The 23,940-nt window shown below is 73.4% G+C and carries 20 protein-coding genes; 10 read left to right on the forward strand and 10 right to left on the reverse strand.

Annotated features, from left to right (window positions below):
- Positions 1 to 50: 50 nt before the first annotated feature.
- The 4 genes from sigJ to OG875_RS12715 all read right to left on the reverse strand — a co-directional run bounded on the left by sigJ (position 51) and on the right by OG875_RS12715 (position 3,096).
- On the reverse strand, positions 51 to 923 hold the full coding sequence (sigJ, locus tag OG875_RS12700) for an RNA polymerase sigma factor SigJ (protein WP_330174323.1): 873 nt from the start codon (positions 921 to 923) through the stop codon (positions 51 to 53).
- 63 nt (positions 924 to 986) lie between these two features.
- A complete protein-coding gene (locus OG875_RS12705; protein WP_330174324.1) occupies positions 987 to 1,766 on the reverse strand; it encodes a class I SAM-dependent methyltransferase in 780 nt (259 codons plus the stop codon).
- A 191-nt stretch (positions 1,767 to 1,957) separates the two neighbouring features.
- Complete coding sequence (locus tag OG875_RS12710) at positions 1,958 to 2,533, reverse strand: hypothetical protein (protein WP_330174325.1); 576 nt, start codon at positions 2,531 to 2,533, stop codon at positions 1,958 to 1,960.
- 182 nt (positions 2,534 to 2,715) lie between these two features.
- Positions 2,716 to 3,096 carry a hypothetical protein gene (locus OG875_RS12715; protein ID WP_443079107.1) on the reverse strand — a complete coding sequence of 127 codons (381 nt, stop codon included), beginning with the start codon at positions 3,094 to 3,096 and terminating at the stop codon, positions 2,716 to 2,718.
- A gap of 139 nt (positions 3,097 to 3,235) precedes the next feature.
- Here OG875_RS12715 and OG875_RS12720 point away from each other — a divergent pair, with 139 nt between their 5' ends.
- Positions 3,236 to 5,596, forward strand: a complete 2,361-nt coding sequence (locus OG875_RS12720; RefSeq protein WP_330174326.1) for a serine/threonine-protein kinase — start codon at positions 3,236 to 3,238, stop codon at positions 5,594 to 5,596.
- Positions 5,597 to 5,702: 106 nt separating this feature from the next.
- On the opposite strand, the gene ilvD is transcribed toward OG875_RS12720, so the two are convergent.
- The 4 genes from ilvD to OG875_RS12740 all read right to left on the reverse strand — a co-directional run bounded on the left by ilvD (position 5,703) and on the right by OG875_RS12740 (position 10,619).
- A complete protein-coding gene (gene ilvD / locus OG875_RS12725; protein ID WP_330174327.1) occupies positions 5,703 to 7,553 on the reverse strand; it encodes a dihydroxy-acid dehydratase in 1,851 nt (616 codons plus the stop codon).
- A gap of 338 nt (positions 7,554 to 7,891) precedes the next feature.
- A complete protein-coding gene (locus tag OG875_RS12730; RefSeq protein ID WP_330174328.1) occupies positions 7,892 to 8,503 on the reverse strand; it encodes a TetR/AcrR family transcriptional regulator in 612 nt (203 codons plus the stop codon).
- Positions 8,500 to 9,474, reverse strand: coding sequence for a sugar phosphate isomerase/epimerase family protein (locus OG875_RS12735; protein WP_330174329.1), 975 nt, complete (start codon positions 9,472 to 9,474; stop codon positions 8,500 to 8,502). Before OG875_RS12735 ends, OG875_RS12730 begins: the two co-directional genes overlap by 4 nt.
- A 206-nt stretch (positions 9,475 to 9,680) precedes the next feature.
- Positions 9,681 to 10,619 (reverse strand): Ppx/GppA phosphatase family protein, encoded by a 939-nt coding sequence (locus OG875_RS12740; protein ID WP_330174330.1) that lies wholly within the window; start codon positions 10,617 to 10,619, stop codon positions 9,681 to 9,683.
- A gap of 39 nt (positions 10,620 to 10,658) precedes the next feature.
- Between OG875_RS12740 and OG875_RS12745 the strand changes: the two genes are divergently transcribed.
- A complete protein-coding gene (locus OG875_RS12745; RefSeq protein ID WP_330174331.1) occupies positions 10,659 to 11,543 on the forward strand; it encodes a hypothetical protein in 885 nt (294 codons plus the stop codon).
- Between the two features lie 321 nt (positions 11,544 to 11,864).
- On the opposite strand, the gene OG875_RS12750 is transcribed toward OG875_RS12745, so the two are convergent.
- On the reverse strand, positions 11,865 to 13,736 hold the full coding sequence (locus tag OG875_RS12750; RefSeq protein ID WP_330174332.1) for a BACON domain-containing protein: 1,872 nt from the start codon (positions 13,734 to 13,736) through the stop codon (positions 11,865 to 11,867).
- Positions 13,737 to 13,906: 170 nt separating this feature from the next.
- Between OG875_RS12750 and radA the strand changes: the two genes are divergently transcribed.
- Both radA and disA read left to right on the forward strand, forming a co-directional pair.
- Positions 13,907 to 15,319: a DNA repair protein RadA gene (gene radA, locus OG875_RS12755; RefSeq protein WP_330174333.1), complete on the forward strand. Its 1,413-nt coding sequence runs from the start codon at positions 13,907 to 13,909 to the stop codon at positions 15,317 to 15,319.
- Between the two features lie 44 nt (positions 15,320 to 15,363).
- Positions 15,364 to 16,497 (forward strand): DNA integrity scanning diadenylate cyclase DisA, encoded by a 1,134-nt coding sequence (gene disA, locus OG875_RS12760; RefSeq protein ID WP_330174334.1) that lies wholly within the window; start codon positions 15,364 to 15,366, stop codon positions 16,495 to 16,497.
- 235 nt (positions 16,498 to 16,732) lie between these two features.
- Here disA and OG875_RS12765 read toward each other — a convergent pair whose 3' ends face one another.
- A complete protein-coding gene (locus OG875_RS12765; RefSeq protein ID WP_330174335.1) occupies positions 16,733 to 17,605 on the reverse strand; it encodes a hypothetical protein in 873 nt (290 codons plus the stop codon).
- Positions 17,606 to 17,785: 180 nt separating this feature from the next.
- Here OG875_RS12765 and OG875_RS12770 point away from each other — a divergent pair, with 180 nt between their 5' ends.
- The 6 genes from OG875_RS12770 to cseC all read left to right on the forward strand — a co-directional run bounded on the left by OG875_RS12770 (position 17,786) and on the right by cseC (position 23,917).
- Entirely contained in the window at positions 17,786 to 18,787 is a 1,002-nt protein-coding gene (locus OG875_RS12770) for a phosphatase PAP2 family protein (protein ID WP_330177727.1), read from the forward strand.
- A gap of 206 nt (positions 18,788 to 18,993) precedes the next feature.
- Positions 18,994 to 19,905, forward strand: a complete 912-nt coding sequence (locus OG875_RS12775; protein WP_330174336.1) for an A/G-specific adenine glycosylase — start codon at positions 18,994 to 18,996, stop codon at positions 19,903 to 19,905.
- A gap of 276 nt (positions 19,906 to 20,181) precedes the next feature.
- Positions 20,182 to 20,742, forward strand: coding sequence for a SigE family RNA polymerase sigma factor (locus OG875_RS12780; protein ID WP_330174337.1), 561 nt, complete (start codon positions 20,182 to 20,184; stop codon positions 20,740 to 20,742).
- Complete coding sequence (locus OG875_RS12785) at positions 20,730 to 21,533, forward strand: hypothetical protein (RefSeq protein ID WP_330174338.1); 804 nt, start codon at positions 20,730 to 20,732, stop codon at positions 21,531 to 21,533. Before OG875_RS12780 ends, OG875_RS12785 begins: the two co-directional genes overlap by 13 nt.
- Before the next feature lie 141 nt (positions 21,534 to 21,674).
- Positions 21,675 to 22,379, forward strand: a complete 705-nt coding sequence (gene cseB / locus OG875_RS12790) for a two-component system response regulator CseB (protein ID WP_330174339.1) — start codon at positions 21,675 to 21,677, stop codon at positions 22,377 to 22,379.
- Entirely contained in the window at positions 22,376 to 23,917 is a 1,542-nt protein-coding gene (gene cseC / locus OG875_RS12795) for a two-component system sensor histidine kinase CseC (RefSeq protein ID WP_330174340.1), read from the forward strand. The genes cseB and cseC overlap by 4 nt, the downstream gene beginning before the upstream one ends.
- The last annotated feature ends 23 nt before the right edge of the window (positions 23,918 to 23,940 follow it).

The following is a 23,940-nucleotide window of genomic DNA, read 5'->3' on the forward strand; positions in this document are numbered from 1 at the left end:
CCTGGGTCGCGACTCCCGGGTCACCACTCCCGGATCGCGACTCCCCGGGGTCACAGCTCCCCGGGGTCGAGGTGGCGCAGTTTCTCCGGGTTGACGACGGCGCCGATCTCGGTGATCAGCCCGTCCTGGACGTGGAAGGCGAAGACGACGACCCGCCCGCGGAGCGGGTCGGTGAACAGCAGGCCGGGCGCGCCGTTGACCTCCCGTACGGCGACGCGCATGGTGCGGGGGTCGAAGTCGCGCATGAGGTGCCGTGAGAAGCGGGCGGCCTTTTCCGCGCCGACCACGGGCAGCCGGGCCGCGGTGACCTTGCCGCCGCCGTCGGTGCGCCACACCACCTCGGGGTCGAGGATCGCGAGCAGCCCGTCGAAGTCGCCGCCCGTCACGGCGGACAGGAACGCGTCGACGGCTCTCCGGTGTTCGCCCCGGTCGACGGCGCGGCGCGGCGCCTTGTCCCGGACGCGGCGGCGGGCGCGGGAGGCCAACTGCCTTACGGAGGCGGGCGTACGGCCCACCACGTCGGCGATCTCCTTGAAGGGCACGGCGAAGACGTCGTGCAGGATGAACGCGGTGCGTTCGGCCGGGGTCAGCCGTTCCAGCACGGTGAGCATCGCGAATCCGACGGACTCGTCCAGCGTGACCCGGTCCTCGGGCCCGCCCTCGGTGACCACCGGTTCGGGCAGCCAGGGCCCGACGTACGACTCGCGGCGGGCGCGCGCGGAGCCGAGCTGGTCGTAGCAGATGCGGCTGACGACGGTCGTCAGATACGGCCGGGGGTCGTCCGCCTCCCCGTCGGGGATGCGCTGCCAGCGCAGCCAGGTCTCCTGCACGGCGTCGTCGGCGTCGGCGACGGAGCCGGTGATGCGGTACGCGATGCCCCAGAGCCTCGTGCGCTCGTGTTCGAAGTCCGCCAGGTCTGCCATGGCCGGGTGCTCCTCTGCCGGGTCGGGTGCGTGGGTCACGCCCGCCGTGGACGCCCGGAGGCGTCAGCGCTCGGACGGCGGGTCTCCCACGGATGACGACGCGGGGGGACGAAGTGTGACGGTCAGTTCGACCGCGTACGCCTCCTCGACCATGCCGTCCGGGAAGACGGTGAGCAGTTCGGCGCGTTCCCGGGCGAGGCAGGCGGCGGTGGCCTCTTCGCCGATCAGGCGGAAGCGGGAGTGGCTGTCGAGGTTGGCGAGGTGGGTGGCGAGGGGCACGGTGCGCGTCCAGCGCAGGACGCGGCGTTCGCGCCGCTGGCCGTCGGGGAGGTTCTCGGCGCGGTGTCCGTCGGAGCTGTGGGCTCCGTGGCCGGAGAGCCCGAGCAGGCGTTCCTCCTGGGCGGCGATCCAGGGCACGGTGGTGTCGGCGATGTTCCACCACAGGGCGAGCGCGCCGCCGGGGCGCAGTACCCGCAGGGCCTCGGGGAGGGCGCGGGCGGGGTCGGTCCAGTGCCAGGACTGGGCGTATGTCACCAGGTCGGCGGACGCGTCCGCGAAGGGCAGGGCGTCGCCGAAGGCCCTGACCAGCGGGGTGCCGGGCTCGGTGGCGCGGAGTACGGCGGCCATGCCGGGGCCGGGTTCGACGGCGGTGACGTCGGCGCCGCGTGCCCGCAGCAGGCGGGTGGCGATGCCGGTCCCGGCGCCGATGTCGAGGACGCGGGCGCCCCGGAGGGGGCGGCCGGACAGGTGCTCGACGGTGTCGAGCAGTGCGGGTGGGTAGCCGGGCCTGGCGGAGTCGTACTGCCCGGCGACGGAGTCGAAGGAGAGCGCGCGATCGGTCATGGGCCCATGGTGGCGCGGGACGTCCGGAGATGTCCCGGGCGGGGTCGAACGGGTCGGCTCAGCGGCGCGGCGTACGGCGGGGACGGGCTCGGGGGCGCGGAGCACGGCGGGGCCGGGGACGGGCCGAGGTCGCGGGGTCCAGGGGGCGCGCGGCAGGAGGTGCCGGACGGCGGGACGTGCCCGGCGCGCGTTCAGCGCCTGGGGCGCCTGGTCCTGGACTTGTCGCGGGCGGCCGGGTTGCCGGTGCGGGTGGTGCGGCGGCGCTCGTACTGTCCGACGGCCGTCTCGTACTCCGTACGCCGCAGCCGCTCCCCCGGCGCCTCGGTGAGGGAGCGCACGAAATACGCGAGCAGTGAGCCGATGAAGCCGATGCCCTTGAGGCTGCGGAGTGCCTCCTCACGGGCGCGGTCGACGGGGCGCCGCGAGAAGCCCTCCCAGGTCTTGCGGAAGGCGATGGCGCTGCACACCGCGAACATCACGACGACGAGGCCGCCGACGAACGGACTGGCGTCGGCGATCGTCAGCCCCTGGTACGCGAAGCGCAGCAGGAGGCAGGCTCCCGCCGCGACGGCCAGTGATCCGACGGCGACGGCGGCCCGGCGCGCGGCGTAGCCGCCGTCGTGGGCGACCCAGGTCGTACCGAAGAAACGGAGGGGTTCGGGCCGGGGACCGCCGGGGCCGCCCGCGCTCTCCGCGTGGGTGGTCCCGGCGGCTTCGCCGCGCTCCTGCGGGCTCGCGCCCTTGGTCTCGCTCCTGCTTTCGCTCACGCCGCGATTATCCCTCGAACGTCCCCAGGCCGGCCGTCGGCCTCACCTCGCACGTCCGCCGGCCGTGCCTCCACCGTCCTTGGGCCTCACCTCGGCACCGGAACGGGACCCGGGGTCACGGCCCCGGGCGACGCGGGCTCGGGCGGGACGGCCTCAGGCGCGGCAGGTCGAGCGCGGCACGCTCAGGCGCAGCGCGGGGCGACGTATCCGTCGCTGCCCGTCCTGACGTACGCGTCGGCGACGAACTGTCCGTTGCCGATGTTGTCCCAGATGTTCGACGTGCCGTAGGGACCGGCGACCGACTGTCCGGCCTTCTGGCAGTAGACCGGCACCGTCGCGTCGTACGGCAATGTGCGTACGACCGAGTAGTGCGTACCCGGACCGGAGCGGACGTTGACGCGGTATCCGGGTGCGATCGGATAGCGGGCCACGGTCGCGTCGAGCGTCACCACGGCGGCGTCGGCACCCCCGATCTCGACATCCACCCCCGTCTGCGCCGACACCTCAATAGGCCCTTCAGGCTCTCTCGCCTCGGTAACCTCTCCTACCTCTTCAACAGACATCGCTGTCCTCCCCCTTGATGATCTTGTTGAACGTTCATCCTCTACGACTCGCAGGCTAGCAACACTCTTCGGCCATCGTCGCGGCATCGACTAGGCTCCGTGCGTCGCGCTCGTTCGAAGCGGCACGGGGGACTCACACATGGAATACGCCGGGAGTTACCGCCTTGAGGCATGCCTCGGCTCCGGTGGCATGGGCGTCGTGCATCTCGCCCGCTCCGCGTCCGGGCTGCGCCTCGCCGTGAAGGTGGTGCACCAGCAGTACGCGGCCGACCCGGAGTTCAGGGCGCGTTTCCGCCAAGAGGTCGCCGCCGCGCGCCGGGTCAGCGGCGCCTTCACCGCTCCCGTCGTGGACGCGGACCCGGACGCCGAACGGCCCTGGATGGCCACCTCGTACATCCCCGGTCCGACCCTCGCCGAGCAGGTGAAGACCAACGGCCCGCTGTCGCCCGCCGAGTTGCGCCGGCTGACGGCGGGCCTCGCCGAGGCGCTGCGGGACATCCACCGGGCCGGGGTCGTCCACCGGGACCTCAAGCCGGGCAACGTACTCCTCACGGACAACGGCCCCAAGGTCATCGACTTCGGCATCTCGCGGCCCGTCGACAGTGAACTGCGCACCGAGACGGGAAAGTTGATCGGGTCGCCGCCTTACATGGCGCCCGAGCAGTTCCAGCGCCCGCGTGAAGTGGGGCCCGCGGCCGACGTGTTCGCACTCGGCTCGCTGCTGGTCCACGCGGCGACGGGGCGCGGGCCGTTCGACTCGGACAGCCCCTACATCGTCGCCTACCAAGTGGTCCACGACGAGGCGGACTTGGTCGGGCTGCCCGACGATCTGGTGCCGCTGGTCGGGCGGTGTCTGGCCAAGGAACCGGAGAAGCGGCCCACGCCGGACGAGATCATGTCGGAGCTGCTCCCGCCGTCGTACGAGGCGGACGCCTTCATACCGTCCCAACGGCGTTCCCTGGAGCGCCCGTTGACGGTGACGGCGGACCCGGAGCGCACCCATGTGGGGGCACGTTCGACAGCGACGACGGGCGTGGGGGCCGACGCGGCGCGGGACACCGCCCCGGGGGCGGGGAACGGCGGAACCGGCGGATCGGACGGACCGGGGGCGGCGGGCGATCGACGCCGGCCCCTCGGGCGGTTCAAGTGGCCGGCGCTCGCGGTCGGTGTCGTCGTGCTGGTGTACGGCGGGCTCTGGGCCGCGCAGGGCTTCGGTGACGCGCGGGACCCGGCGGCCCGGCCGGGCGGGAACGCGGCGGACCCGAGTGGTGCCGCGTTCACGCCGTGGCGGACCCCGTCCCTCGGCGACGGCGCGACGGCGGGCGCCGCGCCCGCGTGCTCGTACACCCCGGGCGCGTCCGGTGTGCCCGCGACCTTGCTCTGTTCGTCGGGCGGTATCGCCGCGGCACGGCTGGACCCGGCCGACGGGCGGATGCTCTGGTCGCGGGACGCGGAGAGCGGGAAGGGTACGGAGAGCGGCGACGGTGGGGTCAGCACCGAGGACGGCGAGAGCGCGTCCGTGCCCGTCGTCTCCGGCGGCCTCGTCCACACCGTGCTCACCTCCGCGAAGGGCGCGCGGCTGCGCGCGTACGAGAAGGACGACGGAACCCCGGCCTGGACGGTGGACGTGTCCGCCGGTCAGGGCGGGGTCCATCACGCCGGGGACACCGTCCTGGTGGTCAAGGGCGGCGGACGGGTGGAGGCGCTGAACGGCGCGACGGGGAAGCGGCGCTGGGAGCGGGAGCTGGCCGGGCACACCTACCCGGTCCTCACCCTGCACAGCACGGAGACCGGTCACACGTACGCCACCGAGTCCTCGGACGACGGGCACACCACCCTGGTCAGCGCGGTGGCCCCGCAGACCGGTCAACTCGCCTGGCAGCGGCGGCTGGACGGCAACCTCACGCCGGTGGCCACCGAGCACGGCGCGCTGTTCCTCACATCGCTCGACGCGGAGTCGATGACGGACGCGGTCGTGCGCTACGACCCCGGGAGCGGGGAGGTGCGGCGTACGGCGCTGCCCTACTCCCTGCCCGACGCGCAGGTGGCGGTACGGGGGGACACCGCGTACCTGCTGGCGCGCGGCGGCACCCTGCTGGCCCTCGACGTCACCGCCGGGCGCCGTACGGGCGAAAGCGGCGCGGGCGACGGCGGCGGTGAAGGCGGCGGGACCGGAGACGGCGGCGCGGGCCGGGACGGCGGGGGCGACGGCCGGAGCCCCGAGGTGCGCTGGGAGCTGGAGACCGACGTGGCCCGCGCGTCGCGGCCCGTCGTGACGGCGGGCGACCGGCTGTACTTCTCCGCCGCCGACGGTCAGCTGTTCACCGTCGACACGGCGGACGGCGCGGTGATCGGCCGGACCAAGCCCCGGCTGCTGTCGGGCCGGCTCGCGTACATGTCGACGCTGCCCGCGCCGGTGACCGCGCCCGGCCGGGTCTACGCCGGGGCGCCGGACGGTTCGGTCTTCGCGGTGGACAGCGAGAACCCCGACACCTGGTGACACGCGTCTGGTGACACACACCGGGTGCCGGGGCCGTGGTGACCGACCGACAGGGCCGGGCCGTCGTATGGCGACAGTGCCCGGCGCCCGACGTGCGGCGCCCGGGTCAGCCGAGGCGGGTGATGTCCCGGACGGCGCCCTTGTCCGCGCTCGTCGCCATCGCCGCGTACGCGCGCAGCGCCACGGACACCTTGCGCTCCCGCGCGACCGGCTCGTACACCCCGTTCAGCGCCTCCCGCCGGGCCGCCAACTCCTCCTCGCCGACGAGCAGTTCGATCGAGCGGCCGGGGATGTCGATCCGGATGCGGTCGCCGTCCCGCACCAGCGCGATCGTCCCGCCGGACGCCGCCTCGGGCGAGGCGTGGCCGATCGACAGGCCCGACGTACCGCCGGAGAAGCGGCCGTCGGTGACCAGGGCGCACGCCTTGCCGAGGCCGCGGCCCTTCAGGTACGAGGTGGGGTAGAGCATCTCCTGCATACCGGGGCCGCCGCGCGGGCCCTCGTAACGGATGACGACGACGTCGCCCTCCGCGATCTCCTTGCGGAGGATCTTCTCGACGGCGTCCTCCTGCGACTCGCAGACGACGGCCGGGCCCTCGAAGGTCCAGATCGACTCGTCCACGCCCGCGGTCTTCACCACGCAGCCGTCGACCGCCAGATTGCCCCTGAGCACGGCGAGCCCGCCGTCCTTCGAGTACGCGTGCTCCACCGAGCGGATACAGCCGCCCTCGGCGTCCAGGTCGAGCGTGTCCCACCGCTCGGACTGGGAGAACGCGCTCGCCGAGCGCTTGCAGCCGGGCGCCGCGTGCCACAGCTCGACGGCCTCCTCGGAAGGTGAACCGCCGCGCACGTCCCAGGTCTTGAGCCACTCGTCGAGCGAGTCCGAGTGCACGGAGCGGACGCCCTCGTCGAGGAGACCGCCCCGGTACAGCTCGCCCAGGATGGCGGGGATGCCGCCGGCCCGGTGGATGTCCTCCATGTAGTACGTGCCGCCGGGGGCGACGTTCGGCGCGACCTTGGCCAGACACGGGACACGCCGGGAGACGGCGTCGATCTCGTCCAGTCCGTATTCGAGCCCGGCCTCCTGGGCGGCGGCGAGGAGGTGCAGGATCGTGTTGGTGGAGCCGCCCATGGCGATGTCGAGCGCCATGGCGTTGTCGAAGGCGGCGCGGGTGGCGATGGCGCGGGGCAGGACGGTCTCGTCGCCGCCCTCGTAGTGGCGCTTGGTGATGTCGACCACCGTGCGGCCCGCGTTCTCGTACAGCGCCCGGCGGGCGGTGTGGGTTGCGAGGACCGAGCCGTTGCCGGGCAGGGCGAGACCGATGGCCTCGGCGAGGCAGTTCATCGAGTTGGCGGTGAACATGCCGGAACAGGAGCCGCAGGTCGGGCAGGCGTTCTCCTCGATACGGAGGATGTCCTCGTCCGAGACGGACTCGTTGACGGCGTCCGAGATCGCGTTGATCAGGTCCAGCTTGCGGACCGTGCCGTCGACCAGGGTGGCCTTGCCGGCCTCCATCGGGCCGCCGGAGACGAAGACCGTGGGGATGTTGAGCCGCATCGCGGCCATCAGCATGCCCGGCGTGATCTTGTCGCAGTTGGAGATGCAGATCAGCGCGTCCGCGCAGTGCGCCTCGACCATGTACTCGACGGAGTCGGCGATCAGGTCGCGCGACGGCAGGCTGTAGAGCATGCCGCCGTGACCCATCGCGATGCCGTCGTCCACGGCGATCGTGTTGAACTCGCGCGGGACCGCCCCGGCGGCCTTGATCGCCTCGGAGACGATCCGGCCGACGGGGGCGAGGTGGGTGTGGCCGGGGACGAACTCGGTGAAGGAGTTGGCGACGGCGACGATCGGCTTGCCGATGTCCTCGCTCGCTACGCCCGACGCCCGCATAAGGGCGCGTGCGCCCGCCATGTTGCGGCCGTGGGTGACAGTGCGGGACCTCAGCTCGGGCATCGTCGCTCGCTCCTTCGGCAGATCCTTCGGCGGACGGGGCTTTTTCGAGCGTACGCCCCCGGCTCCAGGGTGTGGACGCTCGGTCCGGAATGCGGGATGCCCGTTCAGCTTTCGGTCGGGAACGGGCCGCGAATCGCGTATCCGGTATCGAGTATCCGGTCGGGAACGGTCACTCCCGAACAGTCACCCCCGGACAGTCACCCCCGGACAGTCACCCCCGAACGGTTCCTCGCGAACAGTCGCACCCGAACAGTCACTCCCGAACAGTCGCACCCGGTCGCGGTCCGGAGGGCCGCACGGTCCCCCGGCCCTGCTCCACGGCTCACCGCGCCCGGTCGTCAGTCCTCGGCCAGATACCGCTGGAGCGTCGGGGCGACCCGGCGGACGATCTCCTCGGTCTCCACGGACGCCAGCGGCTCCGCCTTGAGCACGTACCGCAGGAACGCGATCCCGATCATGTGCGAGGCGGCCAGTTCGGCGCGCAGGGTCGGATCGGGCACGTCCAGTTCCACCGCGATCCGCTCCAGCAGCCGCCGCAGGACGAACTTGCGCAACAGGGCCGCCGCGGCCTCGTTCGTCAGGGCCGAGCGGAGGATCGCGAGCAGCGGGGCGCGGGAGGCCGGGTTCTCCCACACGCTGATGAAGTAGCGCGCCAGCCGCTCGCCGATGCCCTCCTTGCCGCCGGTCAGCAGCGCGGGCAGGACGAGCGCCGGTTCGAAGGAGACCTCGATGGCCGCGCCGAAGACCTCTTCCTTCGTACCGAAGTAGTGGTGCACGAGGGCCGGGTCGACCCCGGCCGCCTTGGCGATGCCGCGCACGGACGCCTTGTCGTAGCCGCGGTCGGCGAACTCCTTGCGGGCGGCCGTCAGGATCCGCTCACGGGTGCCGGGCCCGGTGTCGGCGTCCGTACGCGCGGGGCGGCCACGGCGGCGGGGGGCCGCGGCGGTCATCGGCGGCGGGTCCGGGGCCGGGTCCCGGCGTGGGAGACACGGGGGCCCGGGGGGCGGGTCTCCGCCGACGGCCCGGCCGGTGTTCGTGCCGCCGGTCCCGCATGTGGTCCTGTCGGCGGCCCCTCCGACGGCCCCTCCGGCTGTGCGGTCGCCCGCGCGGCCGACGGCGCGGCGGCCAGATGGAGCCGGGTGAAGGCGAGCGCCTCCGCGAGATCGGCCTCCCGTTCGGCCGAGGACATGGCGCGCCGGGTGTTCACCTCGATGACGACGTGCCCGTCGAAGGCGCTGCCCGCGAGCCGTTCCAGCAGTTCCGCGCAGGGCTGGCTGCCGCGCCCCGGGACCAGGTGCTCGTCCTTGGCGGAGCCGTTGCCGTCGGCGAGATGGATGTGGCCCAGCCGGTCGCCCATGCGTTCGACCATGGCCATCGCGTCGGACCGGGCGGTGGCCGTGTGCGACAGGTCGACGGTGAAGTGCCGGTAGTCGTCCTTCGTCACGTCCCAGTCGGGGGCGTACGCGAGCACCTCGCGGTCCCGGTAGCGCCACGGGTACATGTTCTCGACGGCGAAGCGCACATCCGTCTCACCGGCCATCCGCCAGATTCCGGAGACGAAGTCGCGCGCGTACTGGCGCTGCCAGCGGAACGGGGGATGCACGACGACGGTGGAGGCGCCCAGCCGCTCGGCGGCCGACCGCGCGCGCAGCAGCTTGGTCCACGGGTCCGTCGACCAGACCCGCTGGGTGATCAGCAGACAGGGCGCGTGGATGGCCAGGATCGGTACCCGGTGGTGGTCGGAGAGGCGGCGCAGGGCCTCGATGTCCTGACTGACGGGATCCGTCCAGACCATGACCTCCACGCCGTCGTAGCCCAGGCGCCCGGCGATCTCGAAGGCCGTCGCCGTGGACTCCGGATAGACGGAGGCCGTCGACAGGGCGACCTTCGCATCCGGGACGCGCACCACTGGTTCTGCCACGGGGACAGGGTACGGGCAGCGGTGGGCCGCATCGCGGGCCAGGAAGCGGAAAGTGACGAGTGCAACGGTTCGTCCGTTCTCCTCCCGGCATTCCCCGGTGCCCGTTCCGCCCCCGGCGCCGCCGGCCCTCCGTCCCCGGCTTCCCCGACTCTCCCGGCCGTCCGGGCCCCGGTTCCCCGGTTCCCCCGGCTCTCCGCCCCGGGGTCCTACTCCTCGGTCACCGGCAGCTGGTCCAGCCGCCGGAGGATCACACCCTCGCGCAGTGCCCAGGGGCAGATCTCCAGCTCCTCGACGCCGAGCAGGTCCATCGCGGCCTCGGCGACGAGCGCCCCGGCGAGCAGCTGGTGCGCCCGCCCCTCCGAGACACCGGGCAGTTCGGCCCGCCGCGCGGCGGTCATCGAGGCCAGCTTCGGCACCCACTCCTCCAGCGACTTACGGCTCAGGTCCCGCTGGACGTACAACCCCTCGGCGGAACGGGCCGCCCCGGCGATCCTGGCCAGCTGCCGGAACGTCTTCGAGGTGGCCACGACATGGTCGGGCTCGCCGAGGCGGGTGAACTCGCCGACGTTACGGCCGATCTGGGCCCGCACATGGCGGCGCAGCGCCCGTACGTCCTGCGCGTCGGGCGGGTCGCCGGGCAGCCACCCGGCGGTGAGGCGGCCGGCGCCCAGCGGGAGGGAGACGACGGCGTCGGGCTCCTCGTCCATGCCGTACGCGATCTCCAGCGAGCCGCCGCCGATGTCGAGGACCAGCAGTTTCCCCGCCGACCAGCCGAACCAGCGGCGGGCGGCGAGGAAGGTCAGCCGGGCCTCCTCGTCGCCGGTGAGGACCTGGAGGTCAACATCGGTCTCCTCCTTGACCCGGGCGAGAACCCGGTCGGCGTTGCTCGCCTCGCGCACGGCGGACGTGGCGAACGGGAGCACCGCCTCGCAGCCCTTGTCCTCGGCGGCCTGGAGCGCGTCGGCGATCGTCGCCACGAGCCGTTCGACACCCTCGGGGCCGATCGCGCCGTCCGCGTCGAGCAGTTCGGCGAGCCTCAGCTCGGTCTTGTGGGAATGGGCGGGCAACGGCCGCGCGCCGCGATGGGCGTCGACCGCCAGCAGGTGGACGGTGTTCGAACCGACGTCGAGAACTCCGAGTCTCATGGGCGAACGCTACTGCGACGACACGCATACGCTGGAGGCGTGCCCAAGACGAACAAGGCGAAGCCGGGCAAAGCCCTCGGCGCCCAGAAGCAGCGCAAGCAGATTCCGCCCGCCGGGGCCGACAAGCCGGCCAGGCGTGCCACGTCCGACAAGTCCGCTGTCCCCGCTGTCCCCGACGAGAAGGGGCTGGACTTCGCGCGGTCCTGGGTGGAGTTCCCCGATCCGGCCGACGACGAGCAGGTCTTCCGGTGCGATCTGACCTGGCTCACCTCGCGCTGGACCTGCATCTTCGGCAGCGGCTGCCAGGGGATCGAGGCGGGGCGCGCGGACGACGGGTGCTGCACGCTGGGGGCGCACTTCTCCGACAAGGACGACGAGAAGCGGGTCGCCGGGCATGTGAAGCGCCTCACGCCGGAGCTGTGGCAGTTCCACGACGTGGGGACGGACAGCGGCTGGGTGGAGAAGGACGACGACGGCGCCCGCAAGACGCGCCGCTGGGAGGGCTCGTGCGTCTTCCAGAACCGGCCCGGCTTCGCGGGGGGCGCGGGCTGCGCCCTGCACATCCTGGCGCTGCGTGAGGACCGCGAACCGCTGGAGACCAAGCCCGACGTGTGCTGGCAGCTGCCGGTGCGGCGGACGTACGACTGGATCGACCGGCCCGACGAGTCGCGGGTGCTCCAGGTGACGATCGGCGAGTACGACCGCCGGGGCTGGGGCCCCGGCGGGCACGACCTGCACTGGTGGTGCACGTCGGCGACCTCGGCGCACGGGGCGGGGGAGCCGGTGTTCCGGACGTACGCGCCGGAGCTGACCGAACTGATGGGCAAGGCCGGGTACGACGTGCTGGTGGGCCTGTGCGAGACCCGCCTGGCGAGCGCGCTGCCCCTGGTCGCACCCCACCCGGCGGACCCGACGGGCGGGTGAGCCGGGCGGAGCGTGCTGACCGGGTGAGCGCGGTGGGTGGGGTGACCGGGTGGGGTCGGGCGACCAGGCCAGCGCGGCGGGTGGGGTGACCCGGTGGGGTCGGGTGACCGGGCCAGCGCGGCGGGTGGGGTGACCGGGTGAGGTCGGGTGACCGGGCCAGCGCGGCTGGTGGGGTGACCGGGTGAGGTCGGGCGACCGGGTGACCGGGCCAGCGCGGCGGGTGGGGTGACCGGGTGAGGTCGGGTGAGGTCACCCGGTGGGGTCGGGTGACCAGGCCAGCGCGGTGGGTGGGGTGCGGGCGGTGGACCGCCTGCGGACCGGCTAGGGCGCGGCCGGGGTGTTCGGGCCGGGTGGGTCCGTGGGGGTGGTCGGGGCCGACGTGGTGGGGGGTGGGGTGGTCGGGGGCGTCGGGGTGCCGGGGCCCGGGTCGGCAGGTTCGCCCGGGTGGGTCGGGCCGGGGCCGCCCGGGTCCGGCGGGGCCGAGGACGGCCGGTGGGTCGGGGCGGGCGGACGGGCGGGGCCGGGGTCCGACGAGGACGGCGGCCGGTACCCGTAACCGCTGATCGCCACCGCCGAGCCCGCCGGGGTCAGCGCGACCAGGGCGCGCCAGGGGCCGGACGGTTCGCGGGCGTGGTCGACGTGGACATGGACGGTGACGGAACGGCCGGGCGGGAGTGTGCCGGACGTACCGCTCAGCCGCAGCCAGGACGCGCCGGTCCGGGCGGACCAGGTGACGGCCTCGCCGCCGGTCGCGGTGAGCGTGATCCTCGTACGGTCGCCGGACGACTCGGCCGTGACGGCGAGCCGCCCCGCGCCCGCCCCGGACCCGCCGGGCCGGGCGCCCGTACCGTCGCCGACGACCTCGACCGAGACGTCCGGGCCCCCACCGCCGCCGGCCCGGTTCCGGGCGCTGCCCGCGTTCTCGTACATGTCGTACGTGTCGTACGGATCCGCGCCCTGCGTACCGTGCCGTTCGGCCTCGCCCGCGCTGACCGAGGTCCCGCCGCCGTCGCCGGTGGCCGGTGCCTCGCCCCGGTAGGCGGCCCAGAGGGCGAGCACGGGCGCGGCGACGACGGTCGCCACGACGGTGGTGGTGACGGCCCGCGCGCGGATGCGGTCGCGGCGGGCGGCGCGGTCCTTGGGGTCCATCGGGAAACCGTCGCGGCCGAAGCGCGGGGTGGTGGCCCGGGAGCGCGGGGTGTTCGCGACGGCGCCGTAGACCGCCGCCCGGGGTGCCTCGACGAGCGGCAGGACGGCGGGGGACAGCTTCCGGGAGGGCTCGCCGTCGGGGACCGGGCCGGAGAGGCGCCTGGCGCGCGCGGCGGCGGTAGAGCCCGGCCAGGGGCCCGCCGCCTCGGCGCGCTCGGCGGCGCGGCGGCAGCGCGGGCAGTCGTCCACGTGCCGGACGAGCTCGCGGCGGAGCGCGGCCGAGAGCAACACCTGTTCGTCGCCGATGAGTTGGGCGACGGCGGGGCAGTGGCCCGTCTCGGCCACCGCGAGGGCGGCCCGGGTGCGTTCGACCTCGCAGGCGGCGGAGTTGAGCAGTTCGCGGGCGGGCAGCGCCGCCAGGGACAGCACGGCGGCGATGTCGCGGGCGTCGAGCCGGTGACGTACCGCGAGTTCGAGCACCTCGCGCTGCTCGGGGGTGGTGCCCGCGGCCTCGGGCCAGGCCAGCGTGGCGAGTTCACGCCGCCGGCGGGCGGCGACGTCCGGCGGTACGGCGGCGGGCGGGGCCGCCGGGCGGGCCGGTCCCGGCTCGCGGCGCCCGGCGTGCGCCCCCGGGCGGCTCGCGCGCTGCTCGGTGAGCCGCCGCAGACAGGCCCACCGGGCGAGCGCGTAGAGCCAGGCGCGGCGCGGGCCGTCGCCCGCCGGGCAGCGCCCGTGGTGACGCTCGGAGACGGCCAGGACCTCGCCCAGCACGGCGGTCGCCGCGTCGTGGTCGCAGAGCACGGAGAGGCAGTAGGTGAACAGCCCGTCCAGATACGGCTCGTACCGCGCGGGCGACCGGTCCGTACGCGACCGTTCGCTCCTCGGCCGGTCGTCCCTCGGCCGGTCCGTACGAGGTGGGGACGGCTCCGGTCCGGAGGCGCCGGACGTGCCGGACGGGGGCGACGGCTCCGATCCGGGCGCGCGCCGGGGCGCGCGAGATGCGTCGGTGGTGTGTGTCGGGGGCTCCAGTCTGCTGCTCGTCACCCGGCGACGGTAGACAGGGGAGCGCACCACCTTCTCCACCCTTGCCTACTTTTAATCCTTACGGGTGAAACGGACGCGCGGGCCGTGTCCTGCCCCGCCTGTTCAACCCGGCGACCCCCCAAGTCCCCGCCGCGGCACGGACTGTCAGTGGTCGCCTATACGGTGGCGCCATGCCTGCCGCCCGTACGAAATCCGCCAAGGACCGGCCGTCCTACCGCTGCACCGAGTGCGGCTGGACCACCGTCAAGTGGCTCGGCCGCTGCCCCGAGTGCCAGGCATGGGGCACGATCGAGGAGTACGGCGCGCCCGCCGTCCGGACCACCGCCGCCGGCCGGGTCTCCTCGCCCGCCCTCCCGATCGGCCAGGTCGACGGGCGTACGGCCACGGCGCGTTCGACCGGCGTGCCCGAGCTGGACCGGGTCCTCGGCGGCGGGCTGGTGCCGGGAGCCGTCGTGCTGGTGGCCGGTGAGCCGGGCGTCGGCAAGTCCACGCTGCTCCTGGACGTCGCGGCGAAGGCCGCCGACGCCGAGCACCGCACGCTGTATGTGACGGGCGAGGAGTCGGCGAGCCAGGTGCGGCTGCGCGCGGACCGCATCAAGGCCATCGACGACCATCTGTATCTCGCGGCCGAGACGGATCTCTCCGCCGTCCTCGGGCATCTCGACGCGGTGAAGCCGTCGCTGCTGATCCTGGACTCCGTACAGACGGTCGCGTCGCCGGAGATCGACGGTGCTCCCGGCGGGATGGCGCAGGTCAGGGAGGTCGCGGGCGCGCTCATCCGGGTCTCCAAGGAGCGCGGGATGGCCACCCTGCTCGTGGGCCACGTCACCAAGGACGGCGCCATCGCCGGGCCCCGGCTGCTGGAGCACCTGGTGGACGTCGTGCTGTCCTTCGAGGGCGACCGGCACGCGCGGCTGCGGCTGGTGCGCGGCGTCAAGAACCGGTACGGCACGACGGACGAGGTCGGCTGCTTCGAGCTGCACGACGAGGGCATCATCGGCCTCGCCGACCCCTCCGGCCTCTTTCTCACGCGCCGCGACGAGCCCGTCCCCGGCACCTGTCTCACGGTCACGCTGGAGGGCCGCCGCCCGTTGGTCGCGGAGGTGCAGGCGCTGACCGTCGACTCGCAGATCCCGTCCCCCCGGCGCACCACGTCCGGCCTGGAGACCTCCCGCGTCTCGATGATGCTGGCCGTGCTGGAGCAGCGCGGCCGGATCAGCGCCCTCGGCAAGCGGGACATCTACAGCGCGACGGTCGGCGGTGTGAAGCTGTCGGAACCGGCCGCGGACCTGGCGATCGCGCTCGCCCTGGCGTCGGCCGCGAGCGACACCCCCCTGCCGACGAACCTCGTCGCGATCGGCGAGGTGGGCCTCGCGGGCGAGGTCAGACGGGTCACGGGCGTCCAGCGCCGACTGGCCGAGGCACACCGGCTGGGCTTCACCCACGCCCTGGTGCCGACCGACCCGGGAAGGATCCCTGCCGGTATGAAGGTCACAGAAGTCGCCGACATGGGAGCGGCGCTGAGCGTGCTTCCGCGCCGGGCTCGCGCGGAGGCCCCACGGGACGACAGGGACCGCCGGTAGACTTTGCCCTGGTCTCGCCCATCCGTACGAGCCGGAGGAGTGCAGTGGCAGCCAACGACCGGGCAGCAGCACCCGGAAAGTCCGGTGGTGGCTCCGGTGGATCCCGCACCGAAGCGCTGATGCGGGCCTCGCTGAGCGCCGTGGCGCCCGGCATGGCGCTGCGCGACGGCCTGGAGCGGATCCTCCGGGGGAACACCGGCGGTCTCATCGTCCTGGGCATGGACAAGACCGTCGAGACGATGTGCACGGGCGGCTTCGTGCTGGACGTGGAGTTCACCGCGACGCGGCTGCGTGAGCTGTGCAAGCTCGACGGCGCGCTGATCCTCGACAAAGACATCACCAAGATTCTGCGGGCCGGGGTGCAGCTCGTCCCGGACGCCTCCATCCCCACCGAGGAGACGGGCACCCGCCACCGCACGGCGGACCGGGTGTCCAAGCAGTGCGGGTTCCCGGTGATCTCCGTGTCGCAGTCGATGCGGCTGATCGCGCTGTACGTGGACGGGGAGCGCCGGGTCCTGGAGGAGTCGGCGGCCATCCTGTCGCGCGCCAACCAGGCCCTGGCGACGCTGGAGCGGTACAAGCTCCGGCTGGACGAGGTCGCGGGCACGCTGTCCGCGCTGGAGATCGAGGACCTGGTCACGGTCCGGGACGTGTCGGCGGTCTCGCAGCGCCTGGAGATGGTGCGCCGGATCGCCACGGAAATCGCCGAGTACGTCGTCGAGTTGGGCACCGACGGGCGGCTTCTCGCCCTCCAGCTGGACGAGTTGATCGCGGGTGTCGAGCCCGAGCGGGAGCTGGTCGTCCGGGACTACGTACCGGAGCCGACCGCGAAGCGGTCCCGTACGGTCGCCGAGGCGATGACCGAACTGGACGCGCTCTCCCACACCGAGCTGCTGGATCTGCCGGTCGTGGCACGGGCGTTGGGGTACAGCGGCTCGCCGGAGACGCTGGACTCGGCGGTCTCGCCGCGCGGTTACCGGCTGCTGGCCAAGGTGCCCCGGCTGCCCGGCACCATCATCGAGCGGCTGGTCGAGCACTTCGGCGGGCTCCAGAAGCTGCTCGCCGCGAGTGTGGACGATCTCCAGACGGTGGACGGGGTGGGCGAGGCGCGGGCGCGCAGCGTGCGCGAGGGCCTGTCGCGGCTGGCGGAGTCGTCCATCCTGGAGCGGTACGTCTGACATTCCTGGCGGGGGTTCGCCCGGGGGCGCGCCTCGTACGTCGGGCGGTGGTACCGCAGTCGTACGTCGGTCATACGTGAGGGAGGAGGGCCGCAGCACCGTCAAGGCGGTGGTGCGGCCCTCCTGACGTACGTACGAAAACGTGCGGGTGAAAACGTCCGGGCGAAGACATCTGGACGAAGACATCCGGACGAAGACGCCTGGACGAAGGCGTATGCAGGAAACGGGCTCCCGGTCAGTCCTTGTCGAGGCGGATCGACGTCTGGCCCTGCTTGACGGTCGCGCCGGGGGCCGCCGCCTCCACCAGATACGTACCCGGCCCGGCCTTGCCCGGCGGGGGCGTGGCGCAGCGGGGGGCGCTCTGGTTGAGGTCCCAGACGACGGTCCTGGTGACCGTTCCGCCCGCGGGCACCTTCAGCAGCAGCCGGTCGGTCTTCGGGCAGTCCTTGGAGGACCAGATCTCTTCGCTCTCGGAGTCCGTCACGGTCAGCACGACCGACTTCGGGCCGAGGTCGGCCTTGCAGTCCTTGGCGGACCCGTTGGTGGCCACGATCCTGAACGTGGGCTTCTCGCCCGGCTCGTAGGCGACCTTGCGGCTCTCCAGCTTCAGCGTCAGCGCGCTCGCCGAGCAGGTGGGCAGTGCCGATCCGGCCGGCAGGCGCTCGCCCGTGGTGCTGCCGCTCGCGCCGTCGGCGACACCGCCGCCCGCACCGCCGCCGTTCGCGGTGCCGCCGGCCCCGGCCGAACCCGCCGTACCGCCGCTGCCGCCGTCACCGGTGCCCCCGTCGTCGGCGCCCGCGTCCGTACCGCCCGGGTCGCCGCCGGTTCCGGCGCTGCCGGTGTCACCTTCGGTGTCGCCCGGCTCGTCGCGTCCGCCCGGCTGTTCACTTATGGCGGGGCCCGATCCGGAGGGGCCGGGGGTGATGGACGGTGCGGGAGTGTCGCCGTTGGCCCCGTCGTCGCGCTTCTTCCCGCCGTCGTCGCCACCGGAGGTGACGACCCACACGACCAGCAACGCGAGCAGGGCGGTCAGAGTCGCCGCGATCGCCCTCCGTCGCCAGTAGATGGAGGAGGGAAGCGGCCCGACCGGATTGCGCATAGATCCCACGGCGCAACTCTACGAGAGTTCCTGGCCAACTCTTGCCCCATATGGGGCCCGTCGTGCAAGTTTTACGGATCATCATCCCGGAACGGCCACCTCTGTGACCCCATTTACCACGTCCGTCAGGGCCTCCGACTCCGAACACGAGGTGCGCGAGCGGGAGTTCGGAAGGTACGGTCCGTGACCATGGACCCCTCCGTCACCAGCGGGCTTTACCGCGACATTACCGATCTGGCCCATCAATCGCCGTCCTGGGTGCGGCACTTCGTGGAAATCGGGACGGAGGCCGTGATCGTCGTCCTCGCGGTCCTGTTCCTGATCAGCTGGTGGCGGACCCGGTCCCGCGACTCCCGCGCCATGGCGAAGGCGGTCGTCGGACCGCTGGCCACGGCCGTCGCGTACGTGTGCAGCGAAGTGTTCAAGAGCGCGGTGCAGGAGGAACGTCCCTGCCGGGCGGTCGCCGGAGCCGCCGCCTCACTGGCCACCTGCCCGCCGGTCGGCGACTGGTCCTTCCCCAGCAACCACTCGACCATAGCCGCGGCGTCGGCGGTCGCGCTCGCGCTCGCCTGGCGGGCGATCGCGTTCCTGACCCTTCCGCTGGCGCTGTTCGCCGCCTTCTCACGGGTTTTCGTCGGGGTGCACTACCCGCACGACGTGGCGGTCGGGCTGCTGCTCGGCGGACTGGTCGCGGTGCTCGTGGTGTTCGGGCTGACGCGCCCGGCACGGGCGCTGATCGAGACGATGCGCACGAGCCGTACGGGTGTGGTGGTCTGGTTCGCGGGACACGGCCCGCTGACCGGTGACGTACGTCCCGCCGAACCGCGCGCCGCCGAAACGCACTTGGCGGGGACGCACGTCGCCGGGCAGTACTCCGCGGGGCAGTACTCAGGTGGGCAGGACCCTGCGGGGCCGGCCGGGGACGCGGCCTCCGGGTACGGAGGCGGGTACGAGGGCGGCCACGGGGCCGGCGGATACGGGCACGGGTACGGGTACGGGTACGGGTACGGGGGCGAGCACGGGGGCGGCGGCGAGTACGGAGCCGGGTACGGACCGGGGTACGGCTCGGCGTCCGGCGCGGGACCGGAACGCCCGGCGGATCACCGGGCGGATCACCGGGCGGATCACCGGGCGGTGCCGGGGTCCGGCAGGCGCCGCCGTGAGCCGGACCAGCCCGGCTCACGCGGCTGAGCGGCCGCGCACCCGGAGCGGTAAAGGGGAGTGCGGTACGGGTCGGGCACACGGGCAGGGGGCGGGCGGGGCGGTTTTCCCGGTCGGCCGGTTGCGTACAACCGCCGACGCGCCCCCTTCACGCCCCCTCACCCCCCTGCGACGCCCGGCCCACAGCGGCCCGCTGCACCGCCCCCACCCCGGAACGTGCCAGGATCGGAGCTGCCATGACTGCGACTTATGCGACTACGGCGCCGGCTCCCGACCCGGCCGCCCTCCACGACCCCGTCCTCGCGTGGTTCGACGCGCACGCCCGCGACCTGCCCTGGCGCCGCCCCGAAACGGGCGCCTGGGGTGTGATGGTCAGCGAGTTCATGCTCCAGCAGACCCCGGTCGCCCGGGTGCTCCCGGTGTACGAACAGTGGCTCGCGCGCTGGCCACGCCCGGCCGACCTGGCCGCCGAGGCACCCGGCGAGGCGGTACGCGCCTGGGGCAGGCTCGGCTATCCGCGCCGGGCCCTGCGGCTGCACGGGGCGGCCCTGGCGATAACGGAGCGATTCGGCGGCGACGTACCGCGCGAGCATTCCCACCTCCTCGCGCTGCCCGGGATCGGTGAGTACACGGCGGCGGCCGTGGCGTCGTTCGCGTACGGACAGCGGCACGCCGTCCTCGACACGAACGTACGGCGGGTCTTCGCGCGCGCCGCCGCCGGAGTCCAGTACCCGCCCAACGCGACGACGGCCGCCGAGCGCAAGATGGCCCGCGCGCTGCTGCCCGACGACGAGGAGACGGCCGCCCGCTGGGCCGCCGCGTCCATGGAACTCGGCGCGCTGGTCTGTACCTCGAAGAACGAGGACTGCGCGCGCTGCCCCATCGCCTCGCGGTGCGCCTGGCGGCTGGCCGGGAAACCGCTGCACCAGGGTCCGGCCCGGCGCGGCCAGACGTACGCGGGTACCGACCGCCAGGTGCGCGGCAAGCTGCTCGCCGTACTGCGGGAGGCGGTCGCGCCCGTCCCGCTGGCGGTGCTCGACGGGGTCTGGGACGAACCGGTGCAGCGGGCCAGGGCGCTGGACGGCCTGGTGGCCGACGGGCTGGTCGAGCCGCTGGCCGACGATCTGTACCGGCTGCCGCTCAGCTGACCACGCGTTCTCCTCGCTCCGGCACGGGCGGTCCGTCCGTGCCGGAGCGGGCCGCGCGGGGCCTTCTCAGGCGCCCGCCACCTCCGTTCGGGCTCGCATTCGATCGCGGCTCGTACGTCCGTTCCGTCCCCGCCGTTACACAACCGATGGATGTCCGTGCGCCCGCCGAGGGGCGGAGCGGACGGCCTCGTGACAACGCCTCCGTAATTTCAGAACCGCAGGGCCAGGACGATCACGGCAGCGGTGGACGGTTTCACGGGGTGGGAGGCGGTTGGCATGGCGCACGGCGAGGTGCTCGCGTTCGAGGAGTACGTACGTGCCCGGCAGGAGGCCCTGCTGCGCAGTGCCCGGCGGCTGGTCCCCGACCCCGTCGACGCGCAGGACCTGCTCCAGACCGCTCTGGCCAGGACGTTCGGCCGCTGGGACGCCATCGCGGACAAGAGCCTCGCCGACGCCTATCTGCGCCGCGTCATGATCAACACGCGTACGGAGTGGTGGCGGGCGCGCAAGTTCGAGGAAGTGCCGACCGAGCAGTTGCCCGAGCCGCGCGTCGAGGACGGCTCCGCACAGCACGCCGACCGGGCCCTGCTCATCGACATCCTCGGGGCGCTGGCGCCGAAGCAGCGCAGTGTCGTCGTGCTGCGGCACTGGGAGGGGATGAGCACGGAGGAGACGGCGGCGGCGCTCGGTATGTCCACCGGTACGGTGAAGAGCACGCTGCACCGGGCACTGGCCCGGCTCCGCGAGGAGCTGGAGAGCCGCGAACGGGACTGCGGTGACGAACGGGGGCGGGAGCGGTGCGAGGGGGAAGAGGTGCGGGAGAGGTGCGCGGCCTGACGCGGGCGGGCGGCGGCCGAAGCACCGGCAGCACCGGCAGCGGCGAACGCCGGGGCAGGGGCGGAAGCGAGAGCCGGGGCACCGGCAGCGGGGAGGATCCGGGCGGGCCCGGCCGGAGTATCCGGGTCCTGCGGTGGATGAAGCCGAGCGCGACGGCCGCCACCTGCGGTGTCGCGCTGACCGCCCTCCTCGTCTTCGGACTCTTCACCGTCGGCGGCTCCAGCAGCGCCACCGGTGTCCGGGACGAGGGCCCCGCCACCCTGACCACCGTGGCCCCCTCCCCGCCGCCGGCCTCCGGATTCGTCGTGGTGCCCGCCCCGGACGACGCGCTGACCCTGCTCCGCCGGGACCCCGCGGTGAACGCGCGGCTCAAGACCGATCTCAAGCCCTGCGCCAGGAACGCCTACCCGCTGGACGTCTCCTACGGAAACCTCACCGGCGGGACCGAGCCGGACGTGGTGATCAACGTGCGGACGTGCGACGACACCGTCGGACTGGGGACGTACGTCTACCGGAAGGCGGGCGCCCGCCCCTACACGAACGTCTTCGCCGCCGACACCCCCGGCGTCTACGCCACGATCGACCGCGACGAGCTGGTGGTGACCCGCCAGGTGTACGCGTGGAGCGACCGCGTGGCGTATCCGTCCGGCGAGGACATCGCGACGTACGCCTGGGGCGGCACCACCTTCACCGAGCGCTACCGGGTGCGCAACCACTTCGGCAGCGGCGGGGCCGACGGCGACGACCCCCTGACCGTCTTCCCGGCCCCTTCCGTGAAGACGGACGGCTGAGGAACGACAGCTGAGGAACGACGACTGAGTGACGGCTGAGAGTGACGGCTGAGAGTGCTGAGAACGTCGCCCGTACCGCGAGAGCCACGACCGCCGAGCAGGCCGCGTACCGAGAGAACCGAGAGAGCTGAGAGCTGCCGCATGGTGGAGACCCATGTCCTGTTCGTGGAGGACGACGACGTCATCCGGGAGGCCACCCAACTCGCCCTCGAACGCGACGGCTTCACGGTGACGGCGGTGCCGGACGGCCTCGCCGGTCTGGAGGCGTTCCGGGCCGACCGGCCCGACATCGCACTGCTGGACGTGATGGTGCCGGGCCTCGACGGGGTCAGTCTGTGCCGCCGGATCAGGGACGAGTCGACGGTGCCCGTGATCATGCTGTCGGCGCGCGCCGACTCGATCGACGTGGTGCTGGGCCTGGAGGCGGGGGCCGACGACTACGTGACCAAGCCGTTCGACGGCGCGGTGCTGGTCGCCCGGATCCGGGCCGTACTGCGGCGGTTCGGGCACGCGGGCGGCCCGGCCGGGGAGTGGGGCGGGCAGGACAGGGCGGACGCGCAGGGCGCGCGGTCCTTCGGCGATCTGGAGATCGACACGGAGGGCATGGAGGTCCGCAAAGGGGGCGAACCGGTGGCACTGACACCGACCGAGATGCGGCTGCTGATCGAGTTCTCGGCCGCGCCGGGCACCGTCCTCTCCCGCGACAGGCTCCTGGAACGCGTCTGGGACTACGGCTGGGGCGGTGACACGCGCGTGGTGGACGTCCATGTGCAGCGGCTGCGCGCGAAGATCGGCCAGGACCGGATCGAGACCGTCCGCGGCTTCGGCTACAAACTCAAGGCATGAAGCGGTTCGCGCTGCGCACCGGCGTCCGGTGGAAGATCAGCGTCGCGATCGCGGCGGTCGGCGCGCTGACCGCGATGGCGCTCAGCCTCGTCGTGCACAACGCCGCCAAGGTCTCGATGCTGGACAACGCGCGCGAGGTGCAGCTGGAGCGGCTGCTGTTCGCACAGCGCATGTACGAGTCGACGCACGAGCTGAAGTTCGGCACGACGCTCAACGACCCCGCGCTCCCCGACGAGCTGCGGCGGACGGCGCGGCAGGGCAGGGTCGCCACCTATGTGGGTGAGTCGCCGGACGGCACGCCCGATGTCTGGGCCGCCGTACCGCTGGAGAACGGGGTGCTCTCGCTGCGCGGCGAGTTCGCGGGCCGGTCCGTGACGATCATGAAGGACCTGGACCGGGCGCTGCTGATCGGCTCGGTCTGCGTGGTGGTCGGGGGCTGTGCGCTGGGCGTGCTGATCGGCGGGCAGTTGTCGCGGCGGCTGCGCAAGGCGGCAGCGGCGGCGGGCCGGGTCGCGCAGGGCAACACGGATGTGCGGGTACGGGAGGCGGTCGGCGGAGTCGTACGGGACGAGACCGACGAGCTGGCCCGCGCCGTCGACGCCCTGACGGACGCGCTGCACGAACGCATCGAGGCGGAGCGCCGGGTCACCGCGGACATCGCGCACGAGCTGCGCACCCCCGTGACGGGCCTGCTGACGGCCGCCGAACTGCTGCCGCCCGGCCGTCCGAGCGAACTGGTCAGGGACCGCGCGCAGGCGATGCGGACGCTGGTCGAGGACGTACTGGAGGTGGCCCGGCTGGACAGCGCGTCGGAACGGGCCGAGCTCCAGGAGATCGAGCTGGGTGAGTTCGTCGGCAGGCGGGTGGCGCTGCTCGATCCGGACGTCCGGGTCCGGGTCGTGCACGAGTCGTGGGTGAACACCGATCCGCGCCGGCTGGAGCGCATCCTCGGCAATCTGCTGGCCAACGCGGCCAAGCACGGCGCCACACCGGTGGAGGTGACCGTCGACGGCCGGGTGGTGCGCGTACGCGACCACGGGCCCGGCTTCCCCGGGGAGCTGCTGCGCGAAGGGCCGAGCCGTTTCCGTACGGGAGCCAGCGACCGCGCGGGCCACGGCCACGGACTCGGGCTGACGATCGCCGCGGGTCAGGCCCGGGTCCTCGGGGCCCGTCTGACCTTCCGCAACGCGCCGCCGGACACACCACCGACCGAGACAGCTCCCCCGACGACACCGCCGACCAGGGCACCGGCCAGCAGGACATCGTCGAGCAAGGCAGCATCGGCCGAGGTACCCGCGCCCCGAGCAGTGTCGGGCGCAACAGCGCCGCCCGGCGACCCGGCAAACCAGGACCCCGCAGCCCAAGACCAGACCCAGGACCCGCCCCGGGGCCCGACACGGAACGCCCCCTCACCGGCATCGGCATCGGCACCCGCGCCCGCGCCGCAGGAGACGGGCGGTGCGATCGCCGTCCTCTGGCTCCCCGAACACGCCCCGACGACCACCGGCAGCTTCCCGATCATCGCCCTCCCCGACTGAGCACCCCGGCCCGCCGCCGCCCG

This window comes from Streptomyces sp. NBC_01498, assembly GCF_036327775.1.
Taxonomy (GTDB): domain Bacteria; phylum Actinomycetota; class Actinomycetes; order Streptomycetales; family Streptomycetaceae; genus Streptomyces.

What these genes read in the sequence shown, in the direction of transcription:
- OG875_RS12730 (WP_330174328.1), bottom strand. Translation starts at nt 8,503, where the DNA reads ATGACCGCCGCGGCCCCCCGCCGCCGTGGCCGCCCCGCGCGTACGGAC.
- ilvD (WP_330174327.1), bottom strand. Translation starts at nt 7,553, where the DNA reads ATGCCCGAGCTGAGGTCCCGCACTGTCACCCACGGCCGCAACATGGCG.
- OG875_RS12740 (WP_330174330.1), bottom strand. Translation starts at nt 10,619, where the DNA reads ATGAGACTCGGAGTTCTCGACGTCGGTTCGAACACCGTCCACCTGCTG.
- OG875_RS12770 (WP_330177727.1), top strand. Translation starts at nt 17,786, where the DNA reads ATGGACCCCTCCGTCACCAGCGGGCTTTACCGCGACATTACCGATCTG.
- OG875_RS12720 (WP_330174326.1), top strand. Translation starts at nt 3,236, where the DNA reads ATGGAATACGCCGGGAGTTACCGCCTTGAGGCATGCCTCGGCTCCGGT.
- cseC (WP_330174340.1), top strand. Translation starts at nt 22,376, where the DNA reads ATGAAGCGGTTCGCGCTGCGCACCGGCGTCCGGTGGAAGATCAGCGTC.
- OG875_RS12705 (WP_330174324.1), bottom strand. Translation starts at nt 1,766, where the DNA reads ATGACCGATCGCGCGCTCTCCTTCGACTCCGTCGCCGGGCAGTACGAC.
- OG875_RS12715 (WP_443079107.1), bottom strand. Translation starts at nt 3,096, where the DNA reads ATGTCTGTTGAAGAGGTAGGAGAGGTTACCGAGGCGAGAGAGCCTGAA.
- cseB (WP_330174339.1), top strand. Translation starts at nt 21,675, where the DNA reads ATGGTGGAGACCCATGTCCTGTTCGTGGAGGACGACGACGTCATCCGG.
- OG875_RS12780 (WP_330174337.1), top strand. Translation starts at nt 20,182, where the DNA reads ATGGCGCACGGCGAGGTGCTCGCGTTCGAGGAGTACGTACGTGCCCGG.
- radA (WP_330174333.1), top strand. Translation starts at nt 13,907, where the DNA reads ATGCCTGCCGCCCGTACGAAATCCGCCAAGGACCGGCCGTCCTACCGC.
- sigJ (WP_330174323.1), bottom strand. Translation starts at nt 923, where the DNA reads ATGGCAGACCTGGCGGACTTCGAACACGAGCGCACGAGGCTCTGGGGC.
- OG875_RS12775 (WP_330174336.1), top strand. Translation starts at nt 18,994, where the DNA reads ATGACTGCGACTTATGCGACTACGGCGCCGGCTCCCGACCCGGCCGCC.